The 15,508-nt window shown below is 38.1% G+C and carries 17 protein-coding genes; all 17 read left to right on the top strand.

What is annotated here, in order from left to right; genetic code table 11:
• Window positions 1–5 precede the first annotated feature (5 nt).
• The gene (locus tag BM000_RS02000; protein ID WP_091494234.1) at window positions 6–1,079 is read left to right on the top strand and encodes a protein-glutamate methylesterase/protein-glutamine glutaminase; all 1,074 of its coding nucleotides are present in this window, start codon (window positions 6–8) and stop codon (window positions 1,077–1,079) included.
• A 1-nt stretch (window position 1,080) separates the two neighbouring features.
• Window positions 1,081–3,087, top strand: a complete 2,007-nt coding sequence (locus BM000_RS01995) for a chemotaxis protein CheA (RefSeq protein WP_091494231.1) — start codon at window positions 1,081–1,083, stop codon at window positions 3,085–3,087.
• A gap of 16 nt (window positions 3,088–3,103) precedes the next feature.
• Window positions 3,104–3,562, top strand: coding sequence for a chemotaxis protein CheW (locus tag BM000_RS01990; protein WP_091494229.1), 459 nt, complete (start codon window positions 3,104–3,106; stop codon window positions 3,560–3,562).
• A 14-nt stretch (window positions 3,563–3,576) separates the two neighbouring features.
• On the top strand, window positions 3,577–4,206 hold the full coding sequence (locus BM000_RS01985; RefSeq protein WP_091494226.1) for a chemotaxis protein CheC: 630 nt from the start codon (window positions 3,577–3,579) through the stop codon (window positions 4,204–4,206).
• Entirely contained in the window at window positions 4,203–4,703 is a 501-nt protein-coding gene (locus BM000_RS01980) for a chemotaxis protein CheD (protein WP_091494224.1), read from the top strand. Before BM000_RS01985 ends, BM000_RS01980 begins: the two co-directional genes overlap by 4 nt.
• 21 nt (window positions 4,704–4,724) lie before the next feature.
• Entirely contained in the window at window positions 4,725–5,483 is a 759-nt protein-coding gene (locus tag BM000_RS01975; protein WP_091494221.1) for a FliA/WhiG family RNA polymerase sigma factor, read from the top strand.
• Between the two features lie 38 nt (window positions 5,484–5,521).
• Window positions 5,522–6,889, top strand: a complete 1,368-nt coding sequence (locus BM000_RS01970) for a flagellar assembly protein A (RefSeq protein WP_091494218.1) — start codon at window positions 5,522–5,524, stop codon at window positions 6,887–6,889.
• 23 nt (window positions 6,890–6,912) lie between these two features.
• On the top strand, window positions 6,913–7,215 hold the full coding sequence (locus BM000_RS01965; RefSeq protein WP_091494215.1) for a hypothetical protein: 303 nt from the start codon (window positions 6,913–6,915) through the stop codon (window positions 7,213–7,215).
• Window positions 7,216–7,225: 10 nt separating this feature from the next.
• Window positions 7,226–7,702 (top strand): DUF6115 domain-containing protein, encoded by a 477-nt coding sequence (locus BM000_RS01960; RefSeq protein WP_091494213.1) that lies wholly within the window; start codon window positions 7,226–7,228, stop codon window positions 7,700–7,702.
• Window positions 7,703–7,854: 152 nt separating this feature from the next.
• Window positions 7,855–8,601 (top strand): 30S ribosomal protein S2, encoded by a 747-nt coding sequence (gene rpsB / locus BM000_RS01955; protein ID WP_091494210.1) that lies wholly within the window; start codon window positions 7,855–7,857, stop codon window positions 8,599–8,601.
• A gap of 99 nt (window positions 8,602–8,700) precedes the next feature.
• Window positions 8,701–9,585 (top strand): translation elongation factor Ts, encoded by an 885-nt coding sequence (tsf, locus tag BM000_RS01950; RefSeq protein WP_091494207.1) that lies wholly within the window; start codon window positions 8,701–8,703, stop codon window positions 9,583–9,585.
• A 153-nt stretch (window positions 9,586–9,738) separates the two neighbouring features.
• Window positions 9,739–10,461: a UMP kinase gene (gene pyrH / locus BM000_RS01945; RefSeq protein WP_091494204.1), complete on the top strand. Its 723-nt coding sequence runs from the start codon at window positions 9,739–9,741 to the stop codon at window positions 10,459–10,461.
• A gap of 3 nt (window positions 10,462–10,464) precedes the next feature.
• Window positions 10,465–11,022 (top strand): ribosome recycling factor, encoded by a 558-nt coding sequence (frr, locus tag BM000_RS01940; protein WP_091494201.1) that lies wholly within the window; start codon window positions 10,465–10,467, stop codon window positions 11,020–11,022.
• A gap of 463 nt (window positions 11,023–11,485) precedes the next feature.
• Window positions 11,486–12,250 (top strand): undecaprenyl pyrophosphate synthase, encoded by a 765-nt coding sequence (locus tag BM000_RS01935; RefSeq protein WP_091494199.1) that lies wholly within the window; start codon window positions 11,486–11,488, stop codon window positions 12,248–12,250.
• Between the two features lie 22 nt (window positions 12,251–12,272).
• Window positions 12,273–13,064, top strand: coding sequence for a phosphatidate cytidylyltransferase (locus BM000_RS01930; RefSeq protein ID WP_091494196.1), 792 nt, complete (start codon window positions 12,273–12,275; stop codon window positions 13,062–13,064).
• 17 nt (window positions 13,065–13,081) lie between these two features.
• Entirely contained in the window at window positions 13,082–14,230 is a 1,149-nt protein-coding gene (gene dxr, locus BM000_RS01925) for a 1-deoxy-D-xylulose-5-phosphate reductoisomerase (protein ID WP_091494193.1), read from the top strand.
• 19 nt (window positions 14,231–14,249) lie between these two features.
• Entirely contained in the window at window positions 14,250–15,506 is a 1,257-nt protein-coding gene (rseP, locus tag BM000_RS01920; protein WP_091494190.1) for an RIP metalloprotease RseP, read from the top strand.
• Window positions 15,507–15,508 lie beyond the last annotated feature (2 nt).

Below are 15,508 nucleotides of genomic sequence, written 5' to 3'. Positions count from 1 at the left end.
ACATAATGAATGATATTAAAGTGCTTGTTGTTGATGATTCTGCCTTTATGCGTAAGATGATTTCTAACATTCTACAATCCCACATTAAAATCAGCGTGGTTGGGACAGCACGAAATGGTGAAGAGGCTATCAAGAAAGTTAAAGAGCTAAGCCCTGATGTTATTACGTTAGATGTTGAAATGCCAGTGATGGACGGTATGACAACTTTAGCAGAGATAATGAAGGTTAAACCCATTCCGATTGTTATGCTCTCAAGTTTAACTAAAGAAGGAGCAGATAAAACATTTGAGGCATTAGAACTAGGAGCAGTTGATTTCATCACAAAGCCTTCTGGTTCTATTTCACTAAACATTAGAGAAATAGAAGCCGAAATTATAAGTAAGGTGATACAAGCTGTTAAAGCTAAGGCAAAGCCTACTATAAACGCAACACTACCCAGAAAAAGGATGCGTCCATATCTTTATGATAGCAGCCCTAAGTTTACCACTAAGAAGGGATACGTGGTTGCTCTTGGGACATCGACCGGTGGTCCAAGAGCCTTGCAGCAAGTATTAACTGTTTTACCAAGCAATTTGCCTGCCCCAATTGTTATTGTGCAACATATGCCTGTCGGATTTACGCGTTCTTTAGCGGAAAGATTAAACCGGTTAGCTAATATAAAAGTAAAGGAGGCTGAAGATGGTGAGATGCTAGAAAACGGTGTTGCATATATTGCGCCTGGTGGTGAGCAATTTAGAGTTAAAGAAGTCGCCAATCGACTGCAAGTGCATATTCACAAAGAAGAAAATCGGAATGGTCATCAGCCTTCTGTAGATGTCCTGTTTGAATCGTTAGCCCATGTACCGAGTAAGGAATTAATTGCAGTCATAATGACGGGAATGGGATCAGACGGTGTTAATGGTTTAATTGAAATGAAGACAAGGAAACCAAATACAATTATCTTTTCTGAAGCTAAAGAGACATGTGTGGTTTATGGAATGCCACAAGCTGCTGAAAAAACAAAACTTGTTGATTCAGTTCTTGAGCTACCTGATATCCCAACCGCAATTGTAAATCAATTGAAAGCAAGAGGTGAGTAAGATGGAAATGAATGAATATCTTGATGTTTTTATTGAAGAAAGTAAAGAGCATATTCAGGCGCTAAATGATCATTTACTTAAGCTTGAATCAAACCTTGGAGACCTTGGCTTAGTTAATGAAATCTTCAGATCAGCCCATACCCTTAAGGGGATGTCTGCGACAATGGGCTTTACTGATCTTGCTGATTTGACTCATAAGATGGAGAACGTACTGGACGCGATTCGAAATGACAACATTAGTTTAACACCAATCATTATTGATATTATCTTTCAAGCAGTTGATGCGTTAGAGTCGATGGTTGTAGATATTATTAATGGTGGAGAAGGTAAAAAGGATGTAACCGAGCTAGTTGCAATTTTACAAGGCGTTGAACAAGGAGAAGAAGTCCCAACTGAGCAATCAGTGTTAGAGCAACCAAATCGTATAACGACTCAATCGGCCCGTCTTGATGAATTTGAGTTAGCTGTTCTAAATCAGTCTAAAGAAAATGGCTTTAACAATTATCAAGTCAACGTTCAATTACAAAAGACCTGTCTCCTTAAAGCCGCTCGTGTGTATATGGTGTTTGAAATTTTCGATCAAATTGGTGAAGTCATTAAGTCAATGCCAACAGTAACCGAGCTAGAGGATGAAAACTTTGAGTATGATTTTACTGTTATTTTGGTTACCAAGGATTCACCAACTGAAATTGAGAAAAAAATTCTAAAAGTCTCTGAAGTTGATCACGTTTTAGTTGAGCCATTTGAGGTGAATTATGCAGGTTTAGAAGAAGAGGCAAACATAGAGCACATTGAAACCGCTCAGACTTTAGCAGTAGATATAGACGCTTCTGAAGAAGAAACGAAGAAGAAATCTTTTTCGTCAAAGACAATCCGTGTCAATATTAATCGTTTAGATGCACTAATGAACCTATTTGAAGAATTAGTGATTGACCGTGGTAGACTTGAACAAATCTCAAGTCAGTTAAAAAACAGTGATTTACAAGAAACCGTCGAGCATATGACTCGTATTTCTGGTGACTTACAAAATATTATTTTAAATATGCGAATGGTTCCGATTGACCAAGTTTTCAATCGTTTTCCAAGAATGGTACGTCAACTGGCTAAAGATCTAAATAAGAAGATTAATCTAGAAGTAGTTGGTGCTGAAACTGAATTAGATCGAACAGTTATTGATGAGATTGGTGATCCACTTGTTCACTTAATTCGTAACGCGCTCGATCACGGTATTGAAACGGCAGAAGAGCGATCTAAAAGCGGAAAAGTTGAAGAAGGCACACTAAAACTTAATGCCTACCATAGCGGAAACAGTGTATTTATCGAAATCACAGACGATGGAGCAGGCATTGATCGCCAAAAGGTTCTGCAGAAAGCTATCTCCAATGGTATAGTTAAAGAAGAGGACGCTGATACATTCACTGATCAACAAGTATTTCAGCTTATTATGGAAAGTGGTTTTTCCACGGCAGATAAAATTTCTGATATTTCTGGACGAGGTGTTGGCTTAGATGTCGTCAGAAATAAGATTGAGGCATTAGGCGGAACAATAACGATTCATTCTGTAGCTGGAGAAGGATCTACGTTCTTAATCCAATTACCGCTTACCTTATCAATTATCTCGGTAATGCTTACTGAAGTACAGCAAGAGAAATATGCCATTCCGTTATCATCAATACTAGAAACAGCGATTGTTCATAAAAAAGACATTATGCGTGCTCATAATCAACAAGTAATTGATTTCCGGGGAAAAGTTGTACCACTCGTTTCTTTAAAGGATATATTTCAAGTACCGGGAGAATTGCCTAATGACGAATATTTTTCAGTTGTTATTATTAAACAAGGCGAAAAAATGGCAGGTTTAATTGTAGATACCTTTATCGGCCAACAGGAGGTTGTGCTTAAGTCTCTTGGTAATTATTTAACAGACATATTTGCTATTTCAGGTGCTACCATTTTAGGAGATGGACAGGTCGCATTAATTGTTGATACGAACGCTTTAATTAAATAGGTAGGAGGATTTGACCATGGTTGAAGTAACAGAAGCATACTTAAAAGCAATTATCTTTCAGTTAAATGATGAAGAATATGCAATGCCAGTGGAATTAGTTGGCTCAATTGAGCGGATGATGCACGTCACACGAATTCCTGGGGCACCTGATTTTGTCAAAGGTGTGTTAAATTTGCGTGGTGTTGTGACGCCAATTCTTGATCTCAGGAAGCGGTTTGGTTTTGAGGAGAAGGCTTATACAGATAGTACCAGAACGATTATTATTCACTATAATCAAATTAATATCGGCTTAATTGTTGACGCTGCATACGATGTTGTTGATATCCCTAAGGACCGTATTGAAGCAGCCCCAGAAGTAATCGGCGGTATGCATATTGATTATATTTCTGGTGTAACCAAGCATGAGGATCGGTTACTCATTCTTTTAGATATTGATAAAATTTTGGAGACTAGTAATCTAAACATAATAGAATAAGTAGGTGTAAGACGATGTCATTTATTAAGTCCTTGTCGGGAACACAACTTGATGCGCTTAAAGAAATTGGAAACATTGGCTCAGGCCATGCGGCAACAGCATTGTCAATGATGCTAGATCGGAAAGTAGAGATGAGTATTCCAAGTGTTAGAGTAGTCGATTTTAATGAAATGATGGAGTTAGTGGGAGGGCCTGAAACATTAATTGTTGCTGTGTTTTTACGAATTGAAGGAGATGCACCTGGGAATATGTTCTTCGTTCTTTCACCCGAAGAGGCTAATGCATTTGTTAAGCAACTAACGGGAACAACGTCCTTTTCTATCGCCGATATTGATGAAATGTCAGCCTCAGCATTACAGGAAATGGGTAATATATTAGCCGGATCCTATTTATCTGCTTTATCTGACTTTATTAATGTCTTGTTGCAGCCTTCAGTTCCAATTTTGTCAATTGATATGGCAGGTGCAATTTTAGCAGAGGGATTATACGAATTATCTCATGTCAGTGATTACGCCATTATAATTGATACACTTATTGATGATCACTCACAAGATAATCGACCTATTCAAGGACATTTTTTTCTACTGCCAGATCCGGATTCTTTTTCAAAGATTTTTAACAACTTAGGCGTACAACCGCAGTGAAAACAGTGACAGGGCAAGTTGTAAAAGTGGGAATTGCTGATCTGAAATTCGCAAAATCGCCGGATATCTTGCGAACATCAGGACTCGGTTCCTGTGTTGGTGTTGTAATCTATGACCAGGGGCTTAAAATGGCTGGAATGGCACATGTTATGCTCCCAGAGTCCAAACAAGCTAAGAAAACGAATCAAAATATGTATAAGTATGCAGATACAGCTATTCCAATTCTAATTGAGGCATTAATTAAGGACGGTGCAAGAAAGTTCGCTTTAAAAGCCAAGCTGGCTGGTGGGGCCCAAATGTTCTCCTTCACCTCTAAAAATGATATGCTTCGTGTGGGTGAAAGAAATATTCAAGCTGTCAAGGATCAGTTAGAGATATATCGTATCCCAATTATATCAGAGGATATTAGCGGAAATAGCGGTCGTACGATAGAATTTTCACTTGAGACCTGTTTACTAAATGTAAGAACGGTAAGCAAAGGGGCAACTAATATTTAAAAAGAAAGCGAGGCGATTGGATTGATTGATCAAAAAGAAGCTATTGATCAGCTATGGATAAAATGGAAAGCGTCTAGGGATTCGGATACCGCCAATCGGCTCGTTGAGTACTATCTATATTTGATCGATTACCATGTTCAACGTATATCAGCACACTTACCGCAAAATGTACTAAGAGACGATATCCGAAGCTTAGGATTTGTAGGATTATTTGATGCATTACAGAAATTTGAACCGGAGAGAGATTTGAAATTTGATACCTATGCCTCCTTTAGAATTCGAGGCACGATTATTGATGGTTTAAGAAAAGAAGATTGGCTCTCACGATTAACACGAGAGCGCGCTAAGAAAATTGATCAAGCTACCAGCATGCTTACGCAACAGCTGCAACGTCAGCCTACAGCTTCTGAGATTGCTAAGCATTTAAATATAACGACTCAAGAGGTAGAAACAAGTTACAAGGATGTCTTGTTTGCAAACCTGCTTTCAATGGAAGAGAAAACAAGTGACGACTCTGATGATTACAAAGAAGGAATCGGTCATTCTATTATTGATAATCAACAATTGTCGCCTGAAGATTTAATGGTGAAGCAGGAGAATTATCAGGAGTTAGCGAATTCGATTCATAATTTAAACAAAAATGAGCAGCTTGTTATTAGCTTGTTCTATCATGAAGAGTTATCATTCACAGAAATTGGCCAGGTGCTTTCTTTAACAACATCTAGAATATCGCAAATACATAAGCAGGCCATCTTTAAGCTACGACATGCACTTTCTTAACGATTTGAAAGAGCTTATTTTACCTTGGAGGAAAACAAATGAGTGATCTTAATCAGTATTTTGAAATCTTAATTTCTGAGGATTACATGTATGCTAGTATTCAACTAAAAGAGGAATATGATCCAGCAGAAATTGATGAGGCAATGATTGATCAATGGTTGAAGCGCGAGAAAATTCTTTTTGGTATTGATCGCTCAGTTGTTAAACAGTTAGCAACTGGAACTAATTTCAATATGTTCCCTGTTAGAATAGCTACTGGGATTGATACTATTGATGGTCAGGATGGGACAATCGATTTTGTATGTGACCAAGAAGGTTTTTTTGATGAAGGGGAAAAACGTAATTTCAGAGACGTTAAGAAGATTCCAGCATTAAATGAGGATGAATTAATTGCAAGGATAACGCTACCCACAAAAGGCATCACAGGTGAAAATATTTTAGGTAAAAAAATGCCAGCTCGTAACGGCAAGCCAATTAAATTGAAGGCTGGTAAAAATGTTCGGTTTGACAGTGAAAAAAATGCTTTTTTTTCAACAACAATTGGCAAGCTAAGTGTCGATAGAAGTAAAATTAATGTCTTTAATACCTATGAGCTGAATGAAGACTTATCAATGCTGACCGGTAATATTAAGTTTGCTGGTTCAGTACTTGTGAGAGGCAATGTTCCAGATGGCTTTAGTGTTCAAGCTGATGGTGATATTTTTATTTATGGATTAGTTGAAGCTGGCCATCTCGAAGCTGGTGGAAACGTTGAAGTTTCAGAAGGAATTGTTGGACTGCAGAAGGGCAGCATTAAGGCAGGCGGTGATGTTAATATTGGCTATGTTAATCAAGCTAAAATTGAAGCTGAGCAAAATATTAATGTGCGAAATACCATTATGCATAGCCATTGTGTTGCAAAAGGGCGCATTATTTGTCAAAATGGCCAAATAATCGGAGGGACAAATTCAGCAGGACAATCAATTGAAGCGAAAGATGTTGGAAATAGAATGGATACAAAAACAGAGGTTGCGATAGGCGTCAATCAACAAAAAGCCACCATGGAAAATAAGTTATTTGAAGCGAAATTCACCTTAAAACAAGAATTAGAAAAGCTTGAACTTATTGGCAAGCGATTGCAAGAAAAAGCGAAGCAAAGTGAATTATCTGCGAAAGAAAAGATTTTACTGCTCAAACAGCGAAACTCACAGCAAGTAACGGAAGACAAATTAACGCGGATTGAGAACCAACTTGAGCGATTAAATGTTCAGATTGGTGACGAGAATAAGGCGCGTTTAATCGTAAAGGGCTCCCTATATCCGAATGTCGACCTTAGATTTGGCAAGTATCAGCGTACAACAGAACAATGCTACAAATATTCACAAGCCTTTATTGAAGATGGGGAAATAAGAATTGTTTCTTTATAATTAATTGAAGGGAGTAGATTGTGGTGAGCTGGAGAGCGGTTGAAATGCAAGTCGCACTGCCGAGAACACAGGATGCTGGCCGGATTCAAGAGCAGATTCAACAACGTGGCCAGTTTATGCAGGATGTCTTAGCATCCGCACAATTACAATCTGAGCTTTTAAAAAGAAAGACCGTGACAAATCTTGATAAAAAGAAGCATTTGATTGATACAAAAGAGCGCAAACCTAATCAAACAATGAAAAATTCTGCTAGTTTTGTGCGGGAACAACAGCCTAACAAGATTAGTCATCCGTATTTAGGAAGTAAAATCGATTTTAATGGTTAAGAGGGATACGATGCTGTTACTCTATATTTTATTACTAATAAGCTTTTTTTTACATGTACTAACCTTTGTTCAGTTGCGACAAATGAAAGTAAAACACGAGCAACCACGGCGAGATCATGAGCACCTAATTCGACAGCAAAAAGAGCTTGAAGAACTATTATCAGTTTATTTAGTTGAGATGAGAGAAGAAAATGAATCGCTTTTAGCGGCTTTGACTAAGAAAACTCCAAAGAAAGCTAACGTGATTGAACAGGATAGGCAGGAACAAGACTCGAAAGATGATCCGGACCACGGTTTAAAAACAAAATATTCAGACTATAAACCACTAGCGGATGACAAACCTGGTGAATCCTTTAAGCCTTCACTTGCAGCACAGGTTTTAGCAATGCATGATCAAGGTCAAGCTGTAGATGCTATTGCCAAGCAGCTTAACAAAGGTAGAACAGAAATTGAATTAATGCTTAAATTCCAACAAAAAAACGATTGAAATGCTTGCTTGTCAGTTTCTGTTATGATATAGTTACTTTTGGTGTTAATTACACACGCTTATGGATGGTAGAAATGGTGCTACAGAAGAAGCTGTAGTTTTTCTATAAAAATGAAGTAAGCGGAGGAAAAAACCATTAGGAGGAAAAGGAAATGGCAGTAATTTCAATGAAACAACTTCTTGAAGCTGGTGTGCACTTTGGTCACCAAACACGTCGTTGGAACCCAAAAATGAAGAAATATATCTTCACGGAGAGAAACGGCATTTACATTATCGATTTACAAAAAACAGTGAAAAAGGTTGATGAAGCATATAACTTTATCAAAGAAGTAGCTGAAAATGGTGGAACTGTTTTGTTTGTAGGTACAAAAAAACAGGCACAAGAATCGGTTAAAGATGAAGCTATTCGTTCAGGTCAATACTACATTAACCAACGTTGGTTAGGTGGTACATTAACGAACTTTGGTACAATCCGCAAGCGTATTAATCGTTTAGTTGCGATTGAAAGAATGGAAGAAGATGGTACATTTGATGTACTTCCAAAGAAAGAAGTCGTTGGTCTTTTAAAGGAAAAAGATCGTCTTGTTAAATTCTTAGGCGGAATTAAAGAAATGAAAAAAATTCCTGACGCATTGTTTATTGTTGACCCACGTAAAGAGCGCATTGCCGTGGCTGAAGCACATAAATTAAATATTCCAATCGTAGGTATTGTTGATACGAACTGTGATCCGGATGAAATTGATTATGTTATCCCAGCAAATGATGATGCAATTCGTGCGGTGAAGCTATTAACGTCAAAAATGGCCGATGCTATTTTAGAAGTTAAACAAGGCGAGGAAATTGAAGAAGTAGAAGCTGCAGTTGAAGAGACAACTGAAGAAGTTACAGCTGAACAATAATAACTAAGGTTACGGAGGTGATAAGAGGGGAACCTTTTATCACCTTTTTTTAAGAGTATAAGATCTAGTATGGTTGATTATGAATAGGAGGAATTTAAAATGGCAGTAACAGCAAGCATGGTAAAAGAACTTCGTGAAAAAACTGGCGCAGGTATGATGGACTGTAAAAAGGCACTTCAGGAAACTGATGGCGATATGGATAAAGCAATTGATTATTTACGTGAAAAAGGTATTTCAAAAGCAGCTAAGAAGGCAGATCGTATTGCTGCTGAAGGTTCAGCATACACACTTACAGAGGGTAACGCAGCTGTACTTATTGAGGTAAACTGTGAAACGGACTTTGTAACGAAAAATGATCAGTTTAAAGCGCTTCTAAATGAATTGGCTAAGCATTTACTTGCTCAAAAGCCTGCAACATTAGAGGAAGCTCTTCAACAGCCGCTTCATGGAGATGGCGAAAGTGTAGAAACATTTATTCATAATAATATTGCAAAAATTGGTGAAAAACTATCACTTCGTCGTTTTATCATTGCAGAAAAAACAGATGCAGATGCATTCGGTGCCTATATTCATATGGGCGGCAATATTGGTGTCTTAACAGTTGTTGAAGGTACAACTGATGAAGCATTTGCTAAAGATATTGCAATGCATATCGCTGCAGTAAATCCACGCTTTGTTTCTCGTGATGCAGTAGATGCGGAAACCGTTGAAAAAGAACGAGAAATCTTAAAGCAACAAGCGCTTAGTGAAGGCAAGCCAGAGAATATCGTTGAGAAAATGGTTGAAGGCCGTCTTGGTAAATTCTTTGAAGATATCTGTTTACTTGAGCAAAGCTTTGTTAAAGATCCAGATCAAAAGGTTAAAAAGCTAGTTGCTGATAAAGGAGCTACTATCCATGCTTTCACACGCTATCAGGTTGGTGAAGGTATTGAAAAGCGTGAAGAGAACTTCGCTGAAGAAGTAATGAGTCAAGTCAAAAAATAAACAATCTTATTTAAAATCGGTTATAAATGGGAGCACATAGTGTTCCCTTTTCTTTGGACATGCAAGATTGGTTTTTTTAAAATAGGATGTATAATTGTGTCTATTAAAAACTTGGTGTAAAATATAACTAAATTCTACATAATGGAGGTTATTATGACGACTGCACGCTATAAGAGAATTGTATTAAAACTAAGTGGTGAAGCATTAAGTGGTGAGCTAGGCTATGGGCTTGAACCAAAGATCATTCAATCTATTGCAAAGCAAGTAAGAGAAATCGCTGAAATGGGTGTAGAAATAGCCATCGTAGTTGGCGGCGGAAACATCTGGCGTGGTAAGGTTGGAAGTGAAATGGGGATGGATCGTGCAAATGCAGATTATATGGGTATGCTTGCTACCGTCATGAACTCTTTAGCGCTTCAAGATAGTTTAGAGAATTATGGTGTCGAGACGCGTGTCCAAACATCAATAGAGATGCGTCAAGTTGCAGAACCATATATTCGTAGAAAAGCAATTCGTCATCTCGAAAAGAAACGTGTTGTCATTTTTGCTGCTGGTACTGGAAATCCTTATTTCTCAACTGATACAACAGCTGCCTTACGAGCTGCTGAAGTCGACGCAGAGGTTATTTTAATGGCCAAGAACAATGTTGACGGTGTCTATAATGCTGATCCTAAGTTAGATAAAACTGCTCAGAAATATGATTCACTGACGTATATGCAAATGCTTAATGAGGAATTAGGTGTCATGGATTCAACAGCATCTTCTTTATGTATGGATAATGATATACCTCTACTTGTTTTTTCTGTTTCAGAAGAGGGAAATATTAAACGGGCCGTCTCTGGAGAAGAGATCGGTACTCTTGTTAGGGGGAAATAAACGATGTCAGAAGCAATCATTAACGAATCGAAACAACGAATGGAACAGGCCATTCAATCCTTTTCCAAGAATTTAGCTACAGTAAGAGCTGGTAGAGCAAATCCAGCAATTCTAAATAGTGTCTTTGTTGATTACTATGGTGCACCAACACCTTTAAATCAACTCTCCACTATTTCAGTGCCAGAAGCACGCTTGCTTGTTATTACCCCTTTTGATAAATCTTCAATTGGTGAGATTGAAAAGGCTATTCAGAAGGCTGACCTTGGTTTAGCGCCATCAAGTGATGGCAATGTGGTTAGAATTGCAATTCCAGCTCTTACCGAAGAACGTCGTAAGGAATTAGTTAAAGTCGTTGGGAAATTTGCCGAAGAATCAAAGGTTCAGGTTCGTAATGTAAGACGCGATGCTAACGATCAGTTAAAGAAAGCTGAGAAAAATGGTGATCTTACCGAAGATGATCTTCGTGATTATCAGGAAGATGTCCAAACAGAAACCGATCAATTTATTACGAAAATTGATCAGATGGTGACTGAGAAAGAAGCTGAAATCCTAGAGGTGTAAACAGTTAGGCAAGGCTAACCTGCTTGATCAGTGAACAATGAATTTAGTTAAATACAACGGCTATTCTTTGCTTAGCTGATCAGATAAGTGTAACAAAAGAGCGATCACTTTTGTTACACTTTTTTTACACGTTAGCGTCAATTTCATAATGGCACATACTGGTTTTTAATACGAATACTCACAAAGCGAAGGTCAAGATTAGTTCGGTTACCTTTTTTTCCTACCGTTAGACAGTGACCTTATTTCTATGAAATTGATATTTAGCTTAAAATAATGTACATAAATCGAATAAAGCTATTAAGATAATGAGCATGATAAGCGAGTAAAGGTAAGGCTTTGTTTGTCCAGTTTTAGGAGAATTTTAAAGCTCTAATAGGATTGTTAGTGAATCTCAGTCAAGAACATGGTAAACTGTAAAAAGAATTGTTAGAACGAGATGGCGTTTTAAATGGGGGAAATTGTAATGGCATTTTTTAAATGGCCTTTTAAAAAAAGAAAGGTTGAAAGCTTCGCAAGAAATGCGACCTTAAAACTAGTACCAAACCATGTAGCCATTATTATGGATGGTAATGGTAGATGGGCAAATAGTAGAGGTCTTCCTCGATTTGCTGGTCACAAAGAAGGCATGGATAACGTAAAGAGGATTGTAAAAGTAGCGAATGCTCAAGGAATTAAGGTATTGACGATGTATGCATTCTCGACTGAAAATTGGCGAAGACCAAAGCAAGAGGTCGACTACTTAATGAAGCTACCAAAAGAATTTCTTAACATATATTTACCTGAACTAATTGAAGAGAATGTTCAGGTGAAAATGATTGGTCATAGAGCTCAACTCCCCGCACATACACAAGCGGCAGTGGAGCAAGCCATCGAGCAAACAAAGCATAATAATGGTTTAATTTTAAATTTAGCCTTGAATTATGGGAGTCGTGCTGAAATTATTGCGGCCATTAAAGCAGTCGCAGGTGATGTTTCAGCTAATAACATTAATATTGATGATATTGATGAAGCAACAATTAATAAGCATTTATTTACAACTGACTTGCCAGATCCCGATTTACTAATTCGGACAAGTGGTGAAATGCGTGTAAGCAACTTCCTTCTATGGCAGCTTGCCTATACCGAATTCTGGTTTACCGATGTCCATTGGCCTGCATTTACTGAGGCGGAATTCGTTAAAGCCTTAGATGCGTATCAACAACGAAAAAGACGTTATGGTGGATTATAAGCCATAAAAAGGGGGCTTCCAAATGAAGACAAGAACTATTACAGCAATAATTGCAATTTTGCTCTTTTTCCCTTTTGTTATATTAGGGGGATGGCCATTTTATCTCGTCATGTTTTTAATTAGCTCAGTTGGACTTTATGAACTATTACGCATGCGGCAAATGACTAAGTATCCAATTCCAATAGCATTTACAATGGTTTTACTTTGGTCATTAGTTCTACCTGAAACGAATAAGCTTAATTTAAGCTGGGTTTACGCATATCAAAGAGAAATAATATTATTGGTTGTGCTACTATTACTAGGCTATACAGTGCTTGTTAAGAATAAATTTACTTTTGAAGATGCAGGATTTATGGTGCTATCAGCTATATACGTTGGCCTTGGTTTTCATTATTTCATTGAGGTACAGGCTTCTGGATTAGAGTATATTTTTTATGCCATCGTGGTCATTTTAGCTACTGATACGGGTGCTTACTTTTCAGGGCGATACTTTGGAAAGCGCAAGCTTTGGCCTGAAATTAGCCCTAATAAGACCATTGAAGGTGCAATTGGTGGGATTGTGCTGGCACTTGTTGCCGGGCTTACCTTTCACTTTATCTTTACTGTACATCAATCGACAAGCATCGTTATTCTGGTCTCAATTTTAGCAAGTATTGTTGGTCAAATTGGTGACTTAGTAGAGTCGGCGTTTAAAAGATACTATACTGTCAAGGATTCAGGGCATATTTTACCAGGTCATGGTGGAATTCTCGATCGCTTTGACAGCTGGTTGTTTGTTTTTCCGATTTTGCATTTTATTCAATTTGTTTCATAAATTAAAGGAGTGGAATCTTGAAAACAATCACATTACTAGGGGCAACCGGCTCGATCGGACAGCAAACCTTAGCCGTTATTCGAGCACATCCTGACCAATTTGTCATTCATGCGTTAGCCTTTGGCCGAAATGTCGAACTTGCTCGTCAATTTATATACGAGTTTCAGCCAGAAAAGGTCGTGGTACAGGATAAGGAAACCAAACAAAAATTAACTGCTTGGGTATCAGGTACGAAGATATTGGTAGGATTACCAGGTTTAATTGAGGTTTGTACCGATGAAGCTGTTGATTTAGTTGTAAATGCTATTATCGGAAGGATTGGGCTAGAGCCTACTCTGCAAGCAATTAAGGCAAATAAAACACTAGCGATTGCCAATAAAGAAACTCTTGTTACTGCTGGCCATTTAGTAATGGATGCGGTTGCCAAGCATCAAGTCAACTTATTACCTGTTGACAGTGAGCATTCCGCAATTTTTCAATGTTTGCAGGGCGAAAATGAACAAACGGTTAAAAAGCTTATTATCACTGCTTCTGGTGGAAGTTTTCGAGCAAGGACGAGAGCTCAGCTTGCTGATGTTTCAATTGAGGATGCGTTACAGCACCCAAACTGGTCAATGGGTGCCAAAATAACGATTGATTCAGCTTCAATGATGAATAAAGGGCTTGAAGTGATTGAGGCACATTGGTTATTTGGACTCGACTATGATAAAATTGATGTTATTTTACATAAGGAAAGTGTCATTCATTCAATGGTTGAATTTCAAGATCGAAGTGTGATTGCTCAACTAGGTAATGCTGATATGAGAATTCCGATCCAGTATGCGCTATCATACCCTACTAGAATACCGCTCAATGATGCGGATTCGCTTGATTTAGTATCTTTAAGCCAGTTGAATTTTGAAAAAATGGACCTTGAGCGTTTCCCTTGTTTAGCGATGGCAATTGAAGCAGGGAAAAGTGGTGGCTCATTACCAACAGTGCTGAATGCAGCTAATGAACAAGCTGTAGCGATGTTTCTGAATAATGAATTGTCATTTTTAGGAATTGAGGACGTGATAGAGTATGCACTAGCTCGGCATGTTAAAATTACCAATCCCGATTTAGAAACGATTTTAGCCATTGATGAAGAAACAAGACTTATCGTTCGCGATCAGATAAAACGTTAGCTTAAAAGGAGAGAGGCACTTGAATACAATTGTTGCTTTCATACTAATGTTTGGTTTATTAGTATTTGTGCATGAATTTGGGCATTTTATCGTAGCTAAAAAAACAGGCATGCTCGTAAGGGAATTTGCAATCGGCTTTGGACCGAAAATATTCTCAATTAAACGGGCAGAGACGTTATATACAATTCGGATTTTGCCAATGGGTGGTTACGTTCGGGTTGCTGGTGAAGACCCTGAAATTGTTGAGCTTAAGCCTGGTCAGCATATTGGTCTTAAGTACAATAAGCAAGGACAAGTAAATAAAATTATTGTCAACAATAAGGATAAGCACCCAACGGCTGAAGTCATTGAGGTCGAGCAGGCTGACTTAACGCACCAGTTACAAATTAAAGGCATGCTAATTGGTGAAGAAGAAGTGAAGGTCTATCAGATTGCAGTGGACGCTGATTATGTCATGAATGAGTCTGAGACACGCATTGCACCCTTTGATCGTCAGTTTGCTGCTAAAACCAAGCTTCAGCGGTCAGCGCAATTATTTGCCGGACCATTAATGAATTTTATTTTAACGGCGCTTCTGTTTTTTGCGTTAGCGGCATTTAGTGGGATTCCAGTGGAGGATGCGCGGCTAGGAGAGATCGCTCCTAACAGTCCAGCTGAACAAGCTGGATTACAACCTGGAGATCAAATTACTCAAATTGATCAAGTAGAAATAAATAGTTGGTTAGACTTTCAACGATATGTAAGTGAGCGACCTAATCAAGAATTAACAATTAATTATCTTAGAGATGGTGAAGCAGATAAGTTAACGATTGTTCCAACTTCTGAGCAATTGGATGATAGTGAAGTTGGTCGAATCGGTGTTAGGCAGTACATGGAGAGATCAGTGACTAGAGCGATACCGTATAGCCTAACTCAAACCTATGAATGGTCTAAATTAATTCTGGTTAACTTAGGTATGCTTGTAACTGGTCAATTCTCAGTTGATATGTTATCTGGACCAGTTGGTATTTATGATTTCACCGATCAAGTTGTGCAAACAGGTTTTTGGAATTTCGTCCAGTGGACTGCGGCATTAAGTGTGAATCTAGGTATTATTAATTTACTGCCGTTACCAGCACTCGATGGCGGAAGACTACTGTTTGTTGGCATTGAAGCAATTAGAGGAAAGCCAATTTCCCCAGAGAAAGAGGGACTCGTACATTTTGTTGGCTTTGCGTTACTTATGTTACTTATGGTTATTGTGACATGGAATGATATACAACGTTTATTCTTGTAAAG

The organism is Amphibacillus marinus, assembly GCF_900110345.1.
Lineage (GTDB): Bacteria > Bacillota > Bacilli > Bacillales > Amphibacillaceae > Amphibacillus_D > Amphibacillus_D marinus.
Note: the sequence above shows the minus strand (reverse complement) of the source record. Positions and strands in the feature narration are given on the sequence as shown.

Excerpts from the sequence above, each read along its gene's own strand:
- BM000_RS02000 (WP_091494234.1), top strand. The coding sequence starts at position 6 with ATGAATGATATTAAAGTGCTTGTTGTTGATGATTCTGCCTTTATGCGT.
- BM000_RS01995 (WP_091494231.1), top strand. The coding sequence starts at position 1,081 with ATGGAAATGAATGAATATCTTGATGTTTTTATTGAAGAAAGTAAAGAG.
- BM000_RS01990 (WP_091494229.1), top strand. The coding sequence starts at position 3,104 with ATGGTTGAAGTAACAGAAGCATACTTAAAAGCAATTATCTTTCAGTTA.
- BM000_RS01985 (WP_091494226.1), top strand. The coding sequence starts at position 3,577 with ATGTCATTTATTAAGTCCTTGTCGGGAACACAACTTGATGCGCTTAAA.
- BM000_RS01970 (WP_091494218.1), top strand. The coding sequence starts at position 5,522 with ATGAGTGATCTTAATCAGTATTTTGAAATCTTAATTTCTGAGGATTAC.
- BM000_RS01960 (WP_091494213.1), top strand. The coding sequence starts at position 7,226 with ATGCTGTTACTCTATATTTTATTACTAATAAGCTTTTTTTTACATGTA.
- rpsB (WP_091494210.1), top strand. The coding sequence starts at position 7,855 with ATGGCAGTAATTTCAATGAAACAACTTCTTGAAGCTGGTGTGCACTTT.
- tsf (WP_091494207.1), top strand. The coding sequence starts at position 8,701 with ATGGCAGTAACAGCAAGCATGGTAAAAGAACTTCGTGAAAAAACTGGC.
- pyrH (WP_091494204.1), top strand. The coding sequence starts at position 9,739 with ATGACGACTGCACGCTATAAGAGAATTGTATTAAAACTAAGTGGTGAA.
- frr (WP_091494201.1), top strand. The coding sequence starts at position 10,465 with ATGTCAGAAGCAATCATTAACGAATCGAAACAACGAATGGAACAGGCC.
- BM000_RS01935 (WP_091494199.1), top strand. The coding sequence starts at position 11,486 with ATGGCATTTTTTAAATGGCCTTTTAAAAAAAGAAAGGTTGAAAGCTTC.
- BM000_RS01930 (WP_091494196.1), top strand. The coding sequence starts at position 12,273 with ATGAAGACAAGAACTATTACAGCAATAATTGCAATTTTGCTCTTTTTC.